The organism is Zhongshania aliphaticivorans (assembly GCF_001586255.1).
Classification (GTDB): Bacteria; Pseudomonadota; Gammaproteobacteria; order Pseudomonadales; family Spongiibacteraceae; genus Spongiibacter; species Spongiibacter aliphaticivorans.
In genome coordinates this window covers 3,022,854-3,037,450 of sequence record NZ_CP014544.1, presented here as the reverse complement: position 1 = coordinate 3,037,450, position 14,597 = coordinate 3,022,854, and the positions used below count along the sequence as shown (strand labels likewise).

Sequence of the window (14,597 nt, the reverse complement as noted above, 5' to 3'; positions counted from 1 at the left end):
AGGATAAAAAAATGCACATCGTAAATAATGTCATAGCTCCTAAAGACCAGCAGTTGGCCATGTTTTCTACACCCTTACTAAGCGTGATAGTGACCCTTGACGGTAATGCGCGCTTTCTCAGCCAATGCTTACAGTCAGTGATAGCCCAATCATTTACTGATTACGAAATAATAATTGTTGGGCCAGATGCGCTGAATCAAAGCACTAGCGTTAGCTCGTCTCTTAATATTCACCAGTCGTATGTCATTAAAAATTGCGGTGCTGGCGAGGCGAGGGCGAGAAACACAGGTATTGCGCACGCGAGAGGGGAGTTGATTGCTTTTATTAATGCTGGTGATGTTTGGACTACCGATAAACTCGAGAAGCATGTTTATCACCTGGCAGCAAATCCAGGCCTTGGGGTGAGTTACAGCGAGTCCGAGTGCATATCCTACTGTGATTTCAGCAAGGCCTACAGAAAATACCGTCCTGAAACGGCAGGCACACTTGAGAATATCTTGTGTGAAAATGCCATTGGTAATGCATCAGGGACTGTAATGCGCCGCGAAGTTCTAAAGGGCCTTCAAGAGATTAGCTACCGTGCTCAGGGTGTAGAGCAGGTCTATTTTGATGAGCAGCTGAATTATACAGATGATATCCATTTTTGGATGAGGGTTACTAGCGCGAGCGATTGGAGTATTGAGGGCCTTAATGAGGTCTTAACTTGGCGGCGTGTGCAGGCTGAGCTTGTGTCAAAGGAGTTAGTTCAACACTTTGAGCAATGGGATCAACTGATTCGACGTTGCCAAAGCCTTGATCCTATCGTCGTGAATGAGATTGGATCACTGGCTATCGCCTATCGCTGTGTTGAATTAGCGCAATATTACGCTTCGCAGGTAGCTGAGGAGCACACCGTTAAGGCTTTATTGAATCGTGCTTGCCAGTTAGATCGCAGAATATTAAATAAAACATTTGGCGGAAAATCGATTGATAATGTGATGGGGATAATTTGTCGGCGGCGGCTCGGCCAGGTTAATGAGAGTCCAGATAAACGGCGTGGTCTTAGTCGTGCGGCCTGATTTTAACGCTGCTTGAAATGACAGTATTGTCGGCAAGTGTTTCTCGTTTTAAATTTTGATCTTGATGTGATTTGCAAAATGCAAATCAAACTGGGTTAGACATAAGAGTTAAGTTAAAAGCTTTGTGTAAAAGTATAATAAAAACAGTGTGTTATATCGATTTTTAGGTTTGGCATAGCGGTTGCAGTAGTAATAGCAAGTTTATCTATTACTAGGGGCACACAGCCATGCAAGCCATCAAACAGCAAATTAATACCTTCCTACCTTCGTTCCTTGTTGTTCTGTTCGCTCAGCTTCAGCGGTTTAATGACTGGCTGGTTCGCGACGCTTATAAGCGTGTCTACGATGTCACGTTGAGCGCTTTATTGATTCTGGCTTTGTCACCGCTACTACTGATGACTGGCTTGGCCATACTTTTAGAGAGTCGCGGTGGCGTATTCTTCCACCAGCAGCGTGTTGGTAAAGACGGCCAGATCTTTAAAATGATCAAATTCCGCTCGATGAGCACCGATGCAAAATTGCATGCCGAAGTTGCTGCCATGGAAAGCGACCGCGATGGCGTATGCAGAAAGTTTGTTAACGATCCCCGGGTAACGAAAGTCGGCAATATCATCCGCAAGCTGTCTATTGACGAGCTACCCCAGTTGATCAACGTCCTGCGCGGCGAAATGTCACTGATCGGTCCACGTCCAGCGTTGATATCAGAAGTTGAGCAATACACTGACTATGACCGTCAGCGTTTGAATGCACTGCCCGGTATTTCAGGTTTGTGGCAGGTATCTGGTCGCGCCGACCTGAGCTTTGAACAGCAGATTGATCTTGATTTACGTTATATCCGCGAGCGCAACTTGTTCACCGATATTGTGATCACCGCCAAGACTATTCCGGCGGTATTGCTGGGTGCCGGTGCCTACTAACATTGCCACCGAGGGCCGGGCTGGTCCGAAAAATAGTGCAGCTGTGGCAGCACGAGAATTAAATTGCTTCGCAAAATGGGAGTAGACGCTAGGTGCGAAGTGCTACAAGTGATTTTTTAAATAAAAGTCTTTAATAATCAATTTGGTATATATGTATTGTTGGTGGCATAGGGCTTGCAAACAATATGGTATAGACCCGACTAACATACAAGGATTACTGAAAATGAGCTTCTTTGACACTGAGTACACATCAAGCAACAAAAATACTTTCGTAACTAAGCGTCCTAAAGTGAGCGTGGTGATTCCAATGTATAATGCGGCCGCTTATTTGCAGGAATGTCTGGATTCGGTGTTGGCACAAACCTTTCGCGATTTTGAAGTGATTTGTGTCGACGACGGTTCGCCTGATAACTGCGCCGAAATTATTCAAGCCTGCGACGACGAGCGCGTGACGCTAGTTCAGCAGCGTAATCGCGGCCTCGCTGGCGCGCGGAATACTGGCGTGTGTCGCTCGGTTGGCGAATACGTCGCGTTCTTGGATTCCGACGATCGTTGGGATCCGCGCAAATTAGAGCTCCATGTCGGGCATCTTAATGCAAACCCAGAGGTGGGCGTCAGCTACAGCGCGTCTCAGTTTATGGATGACGACGGTCAGGATATGAGTATCGGTCAGCATCCCAAGTGTGAAGATATTTCTGCTCAGGATATATTTTGCCGCAACCCTGTTGGCAATGGCTCGGCACCAGTTATCCGTCGCGCAACCCTGAATGATATCGAGTTTATCCGTCCGGAAATGGGGCATTACGGTTCAATGTATTTCGATGAAAGCTTTCGTCAGTCCGAAGATGTTGAGTGCTGGTTGCGTATTGCGCTGTCAACTAAGTGGAAATTCGCTGGTCTTTCCGAGGCGTTGACTTGGTACCGTGTAAACGGTGAAGGCTTGTCTGCTAACTGGCGTCGTCAGCTCGAGTCTTGGGAGCGCTCGGTTGAAAATAATCGCAAAATCGACCCCGCATTTATCGCTAAGTGGGAGGGGCTGGCACGCGCTTATCAATATCGCTACTTAGCCCGTCGCGCAGTGCAGTCTCGGGACTCGGAAAGTGCGACTACGCTGCTAGCCTTGGCGTATAAATCAGACAGCCGTATTTTGTTGAAAGAGTTTACTAAAACAGCAGTGACCACTGCCTGTACTTTACTTTTGGCTACATTACCAATGAATCAATACGACCGATTAGAGCGTAAGATGATGGCGATCGCTGCGTGATCCGATGAGCACTGGGACTGTTTTAGCTGAGGATTAATTGATGGTAGTGCCTTCGTTTGGCAAGTTAAGCATATCGCTGATAGTGACGTTATTGAGCTTAATGCTAGTCTTGTTAGGCAGTCGAGAGGCGGGCTTGAGCTTGGCCGATTTGACCGACGATCCTAGTTTGAGCCGCAGTCGTGCGTGGTTTGCGGGCGGTCTCTCGACCTTCGGTCTTATCCTCATGGCGATGGCGAGCGGGGTAGCCTTTTTCTCAGTAAGCTTGCGAAAATTTTTGGCAGTGGGGCGCCGCCGGACGAGTGCGTCTTTCTGGATAGGTGGATGCACTGCAATGCTATTGATCGATGACGCCTATATGCTCCACGATAGCTTTTTTCCATCTGTATTAAATGTGCCAGAAATTGTCCCGCAATTTCTTATCGGCGGCGTGGTGTTTGTGGTGTTATTTTTATTTCGCAAGGCTATTGGTGAGTCTTTTATATTCGCTATTCCGGCTGTTAGCTGTTGGACAATATCGGTGCTGATTGACGTTAGTATGGATGACACTGATGTGGTGGTTTTATTGCTGGAAGACGGCTTTAAAACATTGGGCATTTGTTTTTGGCTGCAATTCTGCTGGGATATGGCCAAACGTAGTGTTGAACAGGTGCTCAAGCAGAAAATGGCTAAATTGGGAGTCTAGGCTTCCAATTACCGTCCACTTTTCGTGTTCAGGAAAAAAGCAGTTTTAACTCCCATTTCAAACGGCGTTTTGGCAACATAAACGTTCTGGTATCTCGCAGTAAGCGCTTGCCCTCTACTTTTTTCCCCGCCAGAATATTTAACTGCGCGAGATGCAGTAGATGATTGGCCGTGACTCTAATCATATCCTTGCGGCGGCTGTCTTGGGTCATCTCAGCATACGCAAGGAGGCGACGACTAAATGGGCATTCTTCATCGGGCACATTGTTAATGCAGGCACGGTTTTCCGATTCCTGCAAATAATAAGTACATATAGTGCGCGAATACGCCATTTGCCATTGATAGGCGATGCGTATCCACAGGTCTTGATCTTCGCCAATGGGTTCTCCTTCAGGAAATCCCCCGACTTCATCTAATACCGCTTTGGGAATACAGCAGCTAGAGGGCATGATCGGCACTTCACCGCGACTGGCAACCGCAAAAAAATCGTATTCAAACTGCTCGTGGTTTTTTAGTTGATTTGGAAAATTCGGCAGAACAGGCGTATCTCGTCCGCTTTTAAAGCGATGTGAGTAGGCGGTAGAGTAGGCACCGACAGATGGAAAGCGCTCTATAAGCTCAGATATTTCGCTTAAGAAGTCGCGTTCCCAAAGGTCATCACCATCAAGGAAACACAGGTATTCACCTCTGGCGTGAGCGATTCCCGTGTTTCGTGCTTTGGATACCCCGCCATTGGTTTGTTTAATTAAGTGAATTCGTGGCTCCTGCTTGTGCATTTCTTCGACGAGACTCGCGCCATCGTCTTTTGATCCATCATCCACTACGATTATTTCAAAATCCGATACATGCTGCTGTATTACTGAATAGAGTGTGTCTACGATATGCGCCGCTTTATTGTATAGGGGAATGATAACGGAAAATTGACACTTACTCATAAGGGGTGATTCCAGTTCAGTTGCGCTTTGCGGCAGGCTTCTGCAACTTCGAGTGTTGGGGGAATATAATGTTTGCCACTAATGTCCAATAAACGCTGGTAAAGCCATTCAGGATCTATTTGACCGCTATCACTGGCGAATTCTGAGGCTTGGCCAATATCCCTGCACCAGTTGTGGCATTTAGGGTGATAGTTAAGCGCGAGACAGGGAGTGTCGCTTAAATACGCAAATATCGCCGCATGTAAGCGCATTGCCACGATGCCGCTTAGTTTGCTAATTTCATGGATGGCAGTATAGGGATTTGCCTGATAATCGATGATTTTGCAGGGTAAGTCGCCGAGCATGACTTTTAATTGCTCGTGAACGCTGTGGTCGCCGAGTTGGGGGTGGCCGTTAAAATCAATTAAGCGAATTTCGTGAGGCTGATCTGCACAGAACGTCCGCAGGCCTGTCGCTATGGATTTTAGTCTGGCGAGTTCTAGATCTTCTCGGCCGGCAAAGCGTTCAACTGGACATAAGGCGATGCCGATCGCTGGTTCACGTTGTTCTGCGAGTGACGAGATAAATTCTGGTTCGTAACGCATGCCCGGTGCCAAATCAAATGTTAAGGCGACATTGGCATTGGGAGCAATGCTGCGGGCGATGTCGTAGCTGTCGCGATCCCGTAGGCCGGTGAAGCTGCAGGCATTGAGGAATTGCGCACAAGCTTGCTCCGCCTTGTTGTCTGCAAAGGGGCCTATGCCAACGCCTGCTGCAATATGCTGCGTGGATTGCGCTAAGCTTAAATACTGGCGCTTTTGGTGAATATCTTTGGCGGTGTGTAACACCGAGCCGCCGCCAATAATAATATGTTTGCTGCGTTTTGCCGCCCAGTATTTGAGTAATCGGTCTTGTCCTTTAAATCGCTGCTGGCGACTTTGGGTATTGATTAAGCCTAGCCGTAATGGTGCCTCACTGTCTTTGGCTGCGGTCACCGAGATGCGTTCGGCCTTAAACTTTTGCCTGGCACCAGCGGCAGCGGCGGCCATCAACATATCGTCACCGGTATTGCGCATACCGTAGAAACCGACTAGCAGGGCGTCAAATTTTTCCATGAAATGATTTCTCAATTGTGTCAGATCGAAATGCAATGCCAATCAAAACAAGTGCCGGCCAAAAAAGATAGGCGAGAATTTCGAGATTTTCACCAAAACTAAACATAAAAATAATAAATGTACAGGACAGCGCTGCCTGCGCCGTTTTGCAGCTCTGGGCCCGTGCAATTAATAATATAAAAGTACATGCCATAGGAATCGCTAAGGCAATAAATCCGACAACGCCTTTTACAAACAATAGTCCATACCAGCTGTGGTGGGAACCAATGGGCATATATTCAACGAGGTGGGGGCCGCGTTCGACCACACCATGGCCCCATATTGGCGCTTCGTCTTCCCAGCGTTGAATTGCAATGCGCCCCAGCGCTGCTCGCACCCGACTCGAGCCTGCCCTAGCGCCTTTGAATTCATCTACCGAGGATTCGACAAAGGCCATTAACTCCGTTGCCAATACCGCCATTGCGGAAATGCCAACACCGCCAGAAATCCACAGTGCTGGGGACTTTAGCCTAGAGATAAAAAACACTGCCGGAGAGACAAATAGCATGGCCACTAAGCCGGCCCGCGACTGACACATCAGGCACATGGCAACACTGGCGGTAATGCCGATCCAGCGCCAGCGCACATTTTTTTCATGCAGAGCAAATATAAAGTAAAAGTTAGCAACTAAACCTGCCGCAGGTGCCCACGGTGTGAAAAAACGCCAGCGCGGGCCTAGTGACTCAGGGTTGATCCCGTACAACTGGAACTCAAAGAATTCTGGACCGGGCCCACCGATTACCTTGAGTGGCGAGATATAAATTGTGCCTGGAATTGGGGTATATGCCGCTAAGACAAATAGCGGAATAAGTATTAGGGTGTGCAGGCCGATGATACAGCATGCCCTATAGATAATTTCAGGGCGAATAGGCAAGGTTGCGCCAATCATAATAAAAATCGCCAATAAAGCCCAACCCTTGGCCCAACCAATACTCGATTTGATGATGGCGGGGATACCAAGATAAAAATCAAGATGGCCAAACACCAAGGCAATTTCCATCACAAACATGCCCAGCAGCCAAAGCATCACTAATGGGTGGGGCTCTACCTGGATACTTTTGGCCCGCATTTGCTTGGGGAGCCATAAATTATAAGCCCAATACCCCATTAGCAGCCATCCTAAGACTGGGGCGATGATATACACCGCACCGAGTACGTAGAAAGGGTAGGTGAGGATTAAAGCGTACCAAATCCACTTTTCGATAATATTGTTTGGATTAATTGTTTGCGCTTCCATAACAAAAACAGTCCGAATAAGGTCATACCGCTGCCCATGATGCCGCCAATAATTGCCAGTATTTTATTTGGCGAGGCGGGTTTGATCGGCAGCGAAGGAGACGCAAGTAGCTGAACCAAAGGGTAAGAGCCAAAAATATCGGTTTTGCTGGTGTCGATCTGAGTGACTGCGGAAGTGTACACAGCTTCAGCGACTTGGTAGTTACGTTCTAGTTCATCCAATGTCGCCGCTTCTTCAGCAAATTTTTTCAAGTTATTGCTGTGGTGGATAATGGCTTCATCTAACTGCCTAATTTTACTAATTTGCCCTTCGATTTTAGCAAAGGAAACTAGCATATCCTGAAATAAGGCGCCGTTTTGATTGGCCTCACTGAGACTGATTAGCTTAATGGTATTCATGTCTTTGTGGCCAACCAATACAAAACTGCGATCTTGCAGGGCATCAAGGGTGGCATCTTGCTTCGCGTCTTCTTTTACAACGGCCGGGTGAAATTCCCCCCATTTCGAACGATATACCGCCAAGGTTGCAGTAGCGCTTTGGTAATTGTTTAAGTGCTCCCGAAACTGTTGGTCTGCGTTCAGAATAAACGCACTGGCGGCGAGCTGCGGGGTAATACCCATGCTGCGGGATAATTGATCAACGTAGCCGCTGACCTCGTCGCGACTTGCTAAACTGTTTACGCGTGTTTCTTTTAAACGCTCTAGTCGTAAACTAAGCTCTTCGTATTGACGCCCGGATACATATTCAGAGGTTTGTTTATGCAAAATGAGGGCGAGCTGCGCTTCTTTGAGTCGAGTCCGGTAAATAGAAAGTGCCTGACTAATACCATCTTCACGGGCTTTGAGCTCATCCTCGCGAAGGGCTTTAATTCTTTGGTTGAACGCGTCAGCTAGAGCGCTAGAGCGCTTTTGCGCATCTTCTGGGCTGCCCGCCTTGGTAGAAACTTGAATTATCGCGGTTTCATCGACGAGCTTAACTTGGGGCTTGCCAAAATCAGCATACTCAATTCCAAGCTCACGCGCAGCCGTGCCGATAACGGTGTCGCTAAGTAGCATTTCCTTATAATTTACCCGTGGGTTTATGCCGCGCGTCGCAAAGGGCGAGCTACTGCTGCTGCTCGCTTCGCCAATATTCTCAAGATTAACTTTGGAGCTGCCGGTTTTGCCGGGTAGGACAAAAGCGAATTTGCTGACGTATTTCGGTGGTGACAACATATAAAGCGTAACCAAGCCCCAGATGGCGAAAAATGCGATAGCGCCTACAATAATATAACGGGTCCATCGCGGTTTATTACTTTGATCAGAGAAAGGCTGAAGTTCACGGTTTGCTGCAATTGTTGCGCTCATAATAATGCCCTCTTTAGCGCAATAGTTTGAAGGGGGAAACAATGTCGGATATCGCTTTGGCAATATCGCGGACATTGGTTAAGGTCGAGTCGTAGCAGCTTATTGTGTCATTGGGCAGCAAATAAGGGTTGAGGGCCTCGACATCTGGGTTACGCAGTATTTCTTCAATATTGCGTTCTATCACTTCACTTTTACCTGTTAAGGGATTTTGTCCGACTAAGACGACATAGCGTGATGAATTGGTCATTCGCGTACCGCCAGTACAGTTGCCAGAGACTACGGCCTGAAAAAGCCTAGAGCCATAGGGCATACTGCTGGAATAGTTGCCAACGGCGGCCTGGGAGTTATTACGTGCAGTTTCGGTAAGGTTAGAGATAAATACGCGAATTCCCTTGGGCGTTATTTGCGTTGGTCTTATCAATGCGCGCTGCAAGCAACCGGTGCTCGGCACAATAATTTGATCGCCGGCGATGAGTGGAACATCCACGGAACTATGCCCTGAAAATATCCCTGCTAAATTGATCTCTTGCTGCCAGCCGTCACGAATTAAGATGATTTTATCTACGCGCGCGTCTGGTCGCACGCCAGAAGCGCTACGCAGCGCCTCGCTAAGATAACGTTTAGTCGGATAGTCTCCAGTAATAACGCCCTTGTCTTCATGGGTTTGCTGGGGAATTAAGTCATTGATGAGTTGACGGCCTGGTTCATATACTGCGCCAGAAACCGAGACCATTACCGGCGCCCACTGGAGGGGCCGAACGCTGATCCGCAGCGTGTGGGCAAGAAATATTCGTTCCTGGACCAGCAGCAAGCTCAGACGAGCTTCGACTTCTTCGGTATCCAAGCCTATAACTTTAACAGGTGATAAATAAGGCAGTTCAATATTGCCATCGTAATTGACAATATATTCACCGCTAAACTCCTCGCCCTCATGAATTAAGATTTCGATCTTGTCACCAGGCGACAAAGGCAGCAGGCGGCTGCTGCGACTCTCATTACTGCGCGGAGTGCCAGGATTGCGAAAGGCGGTGGGCAATGGTTCAGTTACCGAGTAATTGCTATTGTCACCGGCAAAGTGGGTTGCGTCATCAGTGCAACGATCGGTGTACAAGCGGCTGAACTCTTGGTCAACCTTTGCTTCGGTTTGTAGTTTAGCTTCATCATGGCGAAGGTCTTGGACACGGCTTGATGAATGTCCTGCACAACCAACAGTAAGGCTTAGAAAAAGAACGGGCCAAATATGGCGCGGTGTCAATTTGCAAACTGCTGTGATGTTCATTGCGTTCATTCCGTTGGTTTACTTCATTACTTAAGGGTTTTAAGTGCTTATACCCCTGGTATAGCAGGACTCGTGCCAACCATGTTTGGATTTATTTGTTTTAGTAATCAGTAGCTTGGCGTCGTTAAGGTCTTGCCGGAAAAGGCCGTTATTTGCAAATTGCAATTGGAGTTGTGTTAATTGCAAATTGCAAATCATTTTGATCGAGGCTCTAGTCGTTTGCTCCGACAACTATACACGCTATGTCTTATGGTCGTTTGGGATTAAGTATAGCCCCTGTGCGGGGCTTGCAAGTTTGGCGGGGGTTTTTAGGCTGCGCGACGCATTCTTAATAAAAAGAGTGGGTTGCCTATGATGTAGCGTTTCCACATCCGGCCTGGTTCTTGAATTAGGCGCCAAGTCCACTCCATGCCGAGTTCCCGCAGCCATAAGGGCGCCCGCGATACTTTCTCTGCGTAGAAGTCGAACAGGCCGCCAACGGCCATTACTACAGGTGCTTCCAATTGATCGCGGTACTCGGCGACCCATTGTTCCTGCAGGGGCTGGCCCATGCCGACCAATACAATATCAGCCTGGCTGTGGTTGATTTCGCCAATCACGTCAGCGCAGTTCCTCTTGTCGAAAAAACCGTTGTGAGTGCCGGCAATGCGTAGTGTCGGGAAGCGTTTTTTCATATTGGCCATGGCTGATTTAGCAATGCCTTCTTCGCCACCGAGCATATAGATGCTTTTACCGTTTGCTGCGAGTTGCTCGCACAGCAGGGGTAGCATATCGGTCCCGTTAATATTGCCTTTGCGGCGGATGCCTGCATGGCGACATGCGACTTCGATGCCACTGCCGTCGGGAAGCAGGTAATCTACCTTATTCAGCAATTTGCGGAAGTCGGGATTGTCGTAACTTAAGTTTAGCGTGTGGGCGTTAGCAAAGAATACGGTTTTCTTAGCGCGTTTGGTGATTGTTTCGGCAATACTGGCCAGCGCTTCATTCATGGTTACATTGTGAATTTCAACACCAAATACCTTAAATGTGGGGGTGTCTTGCAATTCTTTGGTGTTGTTGTAAAGCATACCTGCTAGCAAAGATTTAAGCACAATCGCGATGCGCTGCTTTGCGCCGCCGTCTTGTGCGAACTCAGTGTTACAGGCTGTTTCGTCAATAAACTCTAAGCCAGAGATGCGACGTAATTCAAATAGTGAAAATAGACCTGGCATCGCTGAGAAATGCGATTGCTCTTGGTTAGCAGAAATACTGTCTTGAATACGCAGTAAACGATTGCCAACGAGGCGTATATCGCCGCGAATAACATTCCACAGCAGCGGCATGCGGCTCATGGTTGCACGTTGGCGCAGAGTTTTTGCTACCACAATCCTATTTTGAGTTGTGCGGAACTGGTGAACATAAAACACCGGTCTTTTTGCCCACAGCTGGCTGGCGATGTGTGCCAGTAGTAGTGGTGAAATAAATGCAAGCGCGATGGCCGCGATTAGGCGCTCGGCGATTGGTGTACGAATACTGTTGTTGCTCATGATGTATCTCCCTGTTGACGGAGATATATCGCAATGGTCGTGCCAGCAGCTTAAATTATTTTAAGTGCTTGAAATTGTTATGTATATTTTATTTTTCTTACATTGCCATGACATGGCAATGTTTATTTGATTTGCAAATTGCAAAGCAATAAGGAGGTTTTCTTTGCAATGTAGTTTGCCGGATTTACAATCCGCGCTAACGCCCGGATCTGAATCCCCGGGCGTTAGCTGCCGATGTTTAGGAGGGCGAGCAGCGCTTACACTTGCAATTACTTTGTTAAAAACTGATTTATTGCAGTTATCGTTTGGGTAATGACGTCATCGCAATGTGTTAGGTGAATGGTGAGCCTGGCGCGATCTTGAAGATCGCAGCTGGTTTCGATTTTTTGCGCCAATTGCTGAAATCGTACAGCGCCGCAATAGCCTGCACTGCTTTTACAGCTATGAGCGATTTCTCGCAGAGGTTTTAATTCTGATGACTCTGTAAAGATGGCTAAATGTGTGCGAAATTTTTCAAGTTCTTGGATGAACATTCCCATAATAGCTGCGGCAGCCTCTGTGGAGGTATCCGCGATGAGTTTGTTGACGATGTTCAGTTCGAGCACAGCCTCTCCATCTGGGCTACGACTTTGTTCTGCAATGTGCGAATGATTGTCGCCGTTCATAAACTTATTCACCGTGTTAAGTAAATCATTGCGATTGACCGGTTTGGGCAAAAACGCGTTCATACCGCTGGCAAGGCATCGCTCAATATCCGTGTCAAACGCATTGGCTGTCATTGCAATGATTGGGATAGTGGACCAACTCGCATCACTCTTGCGAATTTCTTGGGTGGCGCTAATGCCGTCGAGTTTCGGCATTCTGACATCCATCAAAATCAGGTCATATTGGGTTTTAGCTAATGCAGCAATTGCTTCTAATCCGTTGTTCGCTATGTCTATTTGGTAACCGGCGCGACTGAGCATAGTCTTGGCGACTAGTTGGTTGGCGAGATTGTCTTCGGCCAATAATATTCTTCGTGAGGTGTTGCTGCCAGATTCTGCGCTATTCTCCAACTGCGCTTCTACATGATGAGCGGCACCAGCACCGCCGCTCATCATATTAAGGCGCTGGATGAAACTGGATGCCTTCAATGGGCGTTGTAATATATGTTGGAATCCCTCTGACTTTGCGCCGATGATGATGTCGGGGGCATACGGCCGCGCGTAGAGTAGAATATTGGGTTTAGTAAAACCTACGGCGTCGCTTAACTCGGCAAGCGCAATATTAAAATGCTCCGCACTGGTGTCAACGACCACAAAGTGGTTTTTAGTTTTATTTAGGTCCTTTACTGCCTTTGTGCTGGGCTCAATAAAGGCACAGGGAATACCTAAATTTTGACACTGCTGGGCCATCGTCGACCTAAACGATTTATTGTCAGAATAGACCGAAATTGGTGTTATCTGTGTGAGTTCTGGGAGTGCGTTTTCACTATTCGCCGTGGTCTTAAAAGGGATCAATACCGTGAACGTGCTGCCGGAACTGGGGTCACTTTTAAGATTGATTTGACCGCCAAGCAGTTCAGCTAAATCGCGGCAGATCGCGAGGCCCAAGCCAGTGCCGCCGTATGATGCGGTGTCACTATTGTCTACCTGAGCAAACTCCTGAAATAAGCTGGCTTGGTTTTCTGCCGGTATTCCAATGCCCGTGTCACTAATCTCAAATACAATATCGACGTGCTGGTGTTCTGGGTCGGTATCGCCAAGGCTGACTTTAAGAACGACACCGCCAATCTCGGTAAATTTTACCGCGTTATCCATTAAGTTCGTGAGAATGCGACGAATATGGCTGGCATCAGAAATAAGCTCTGCGGGTAGCTGGGGGTCTATGCAACAGCCGATATTAATTTCCTTGGTACCGGCGCGAATGCTGATGACTTCACTAACCTGCTCGCAAAGCTCAACTAAGTTGAACACACTAGGTGTGATCTTTTGTTGGCCAGCTTCTATTTTAGAGAAATCCAGTACATCTTCGATGATGCCTAGCAGGCCGTGACCTGCTTCGAGCGAGGTTTCCGCCAGTGGCATTTGTGCGTCAGTCAGACCGGAGTCTAGGAGTAAATCCATGCAGCCAATCACGGCGTTGAGCGGTGATCGGATTTCGTGACTCATATGGGCAAGAAAGCGAGATTTGGCTTGGTTACTCGCTTCGGCTATCTCCTTCGCTTTTTTGAGTGCCGTCTCATGGGCTTTACTGTCGCTAATATCACGAATGGAAGCGGTAAAATACGTTGTGCCTTGATATTCCTCGGTCGGCACGACGGTGAGTTCGCAGGGGAATATTTCACCGTTGCGGCGGATGGCTTCAATTTCGATACGGGTATTGATGACTGGGCCACTTCGGCTGACATGGAAGCGACCCATTCCCTCGTTGTGCGCGGTGTGCATATTTGGCGGAATAACAATGTCGGCAACATGCTGACCTATCGCTTCTTCCCGTGTGTAGCCAAATAATCGCTCTGCCGACGGGCTAAACTCATGGATGATACTGCTATCGTCGATGGTCACCAAGGCATCTAAATGTGAGGTATACAATGAGCGGGCAATGATTTCGAGTCGTCTCTGGCGCTGTTGCACGCTGCTTAACGCGAAGTGGTCGGCCAATACGTAGACTAAATAGGGGGTGGCAGGTGAGTCAGTAACTTGAATTTTTATTAAACAACTGGTGTCGCTGTTTGGTAGCGTGGCAATGACTGATGACTGCGACAATCCTGACCCGGGTCTCAGCTCGGTTTTGACGGTATCCATGAGCCCTGGGAAGATGTCGCTGATTGTCTGCTGAGGTGTAACGGAAGTAAGCGATGACTCTGACGAGCAGCTAATACTGGCGATCACGCCATTCGGTTCAAGTGTCAGCGTTGCAAGTATTTCGACAATTGGCTGGGGGCTTGGTGTCGTAAGTGGGCTCATTAGCGTATTCTCAGCGAATTGACGTACTGTTGGCTTGTCGTCTTGATGTTAGCAGAAACTGTCAAAGAATCGGTATTCACTTAAAATTTCAGTACCTTAGCAAGAATGTGCAGTTATGGCAGTGCTCCCAGAAGAATAATGAATTATGCATAGCAACTTGATATGCAAAATGCGAATAAGCAGTCTACACTGTCTCATAGAGCGTACTTGAACGGTGATACTGATACTTTAACTGTTTGATTTATAGGTATTTCCTTATGTTTTTGCAGTCTG

Annotated in this window: 11 protein-coding genes; 4 read left to right on the top strand and 7 right to left on the bottom strand. The window is 47.7% G+C overall.

The annotated features are described in order from the left end of the window. Nucleotides 1–11 precede the first annotated feature (11 nt). From AZF00_RS13445 to AZF00_RS13430, 4 genes are all read left to right on the top strand, one after another. On the top strand, nucleotides 12–1,058 hold the full coding sequence (locus AZF00_RS13445) for a glycosyltransferase family 2 protein (protein ID WP_062383951.1): 1,047 nt from the start codon (nucleotides 12–14) through the stop codon (nucleotides 1,056–1,058). Nucleotides 1,059–1,285: 227 nt separating this feature from the next. Next, nucleotides 1,286–1,975 (top strand): sugar transferase, encoded by a 690-nt coding sequence (locus tag AZF00_RS13440; protein WP_062383948.1) that lies wholly within the window; start codon nucleotides 1,286–1,288, stop codon nucleotides 1,973–1,975. Nucleotides 1,976–2,282: 307 nt separating this feature from the next. Next, entirely contained in the window at nucleotides 2,283–3,239 is a 957-nt protein-coding gene (locus AZF00_RS13435) for a glycosyltransferase family 2 protein (RefSeq protein WP_062384872.1), read from the top strand. Between the two features lie 40 nt (nucleotides 3,240–3,279). After that, nucleotides 3,280–3,921: a DUF8692 domain-containing protein gene (locus AZF00_RS13430; RefSeq protein ID WP_156474865.1), complete on the top strand. Its 642-nt coding sequence runs from the start codon at nucleotides 3,280–3,282 to the stop codon at nucleotides 3,919–3,921. 28 nt (nucleotides 3,922–3,949) lie between these two features. Here AZF00_RS13430 and AZF00_RS13425 read toward each other — a convergent pair whose 3' ends face one another. The 7 genes from AZF00_RS13425 to AZF00_RS13395 all read right to left on the bottom strand — a co-directional run bounded on the left by AZF00_RS13425 (nucleotide 3,950) and on the right by AZF00_RS13395 (nucleotide 14,324). Beyond that, entirely contained in the window at nucleotides 3,950–4,855 is a 906-nt protein-coding gene (locus AZF00_RS13425) for a glycosyltransferase family 2 protein (RefSeq protein WP_062383942.1), read from the bottom strand. Continuing rightward, nucleotides 4,852–5,949, bottom strand: a complete 1,098-nt coding sequence (locus AZF00_RS13420; protein ID WP_062383939.1) for a polysaccharide pyruvyl transferase family protein — start codon at nucleotides 5,947–5,949, stop codon at nucleotides 4,852–4,854. Before AZF00_RS13420 ends, AZF00_RS13425 begins: the two co-directional genes overlap by 4 nt. After that, nucleotides 5,936–7,225, bottom strand: coding sequence for an O-antigen ligase family protein (locus AZF00_RS13415; protein ID WP_062383936.1), 1,290 nt, complete (start codon nucleotides 7,223–7,225; stop codon nucleotides 5,936–5,938). Before AZF00_RS13415 ends, AZF00_RS13420 begins: the two co-directional genes overlap by 14 nt. Next, nucleotides 7,165–8,571, bottom strand: a complete 1,407-nt coding sequence (locus tag AZF00_RS13410; protein WP_062383933.1) for a GumC family protein — start codon at nucleotides 8,569–8,571, stop codon at nucleotides 7,165–7,167. The genes AZF00_RS13415 and AZF00_RS13410 overlap by 61 nt, the downstream gene beginning before the upstream one ends. Nucleotides 8,572–8,584: 13 nt before the next feature. Beyond that, entirely contained in the window at nucleotides 8,585–9,850 is a 1,266-nt protein-coding gene (locus tag AZF00_RS13405) for a polysaccharide biosynthesis/export family protein (protein ID WP_062383929.1), read from the bottom strand. A 308-nt stretch (nucleotides 9,851–10,158) separates the two neighbouring features. Beyond that, a complete protein-coding gene (locus AZF00_RS13400) occupies nucleotides 10,159–11,376 on the bottom strand; it encodes a WecB/TagA/CpsF family glycosyltransferase (protein WP_062383927.1) in 1,218 nt (405 codons plus the stop codon). A gap of 269 nt (nucleotides 11,377–11,645) precedes the next feature. Beyond that, nucleotides 11,646–14,324 (bottom strand): response regulator, encoded by a 2,679-nt coding sequence (locus tag AZF00_RS13395; RefSeq protein WP_082793674.1) that lies wholly within the window; start codon nucleotides 14,322–14,324, stop codon nucleotides 11,646–11,648. Nucleotides 14,325–14,597: the final 273 nt, after the last annotated feature.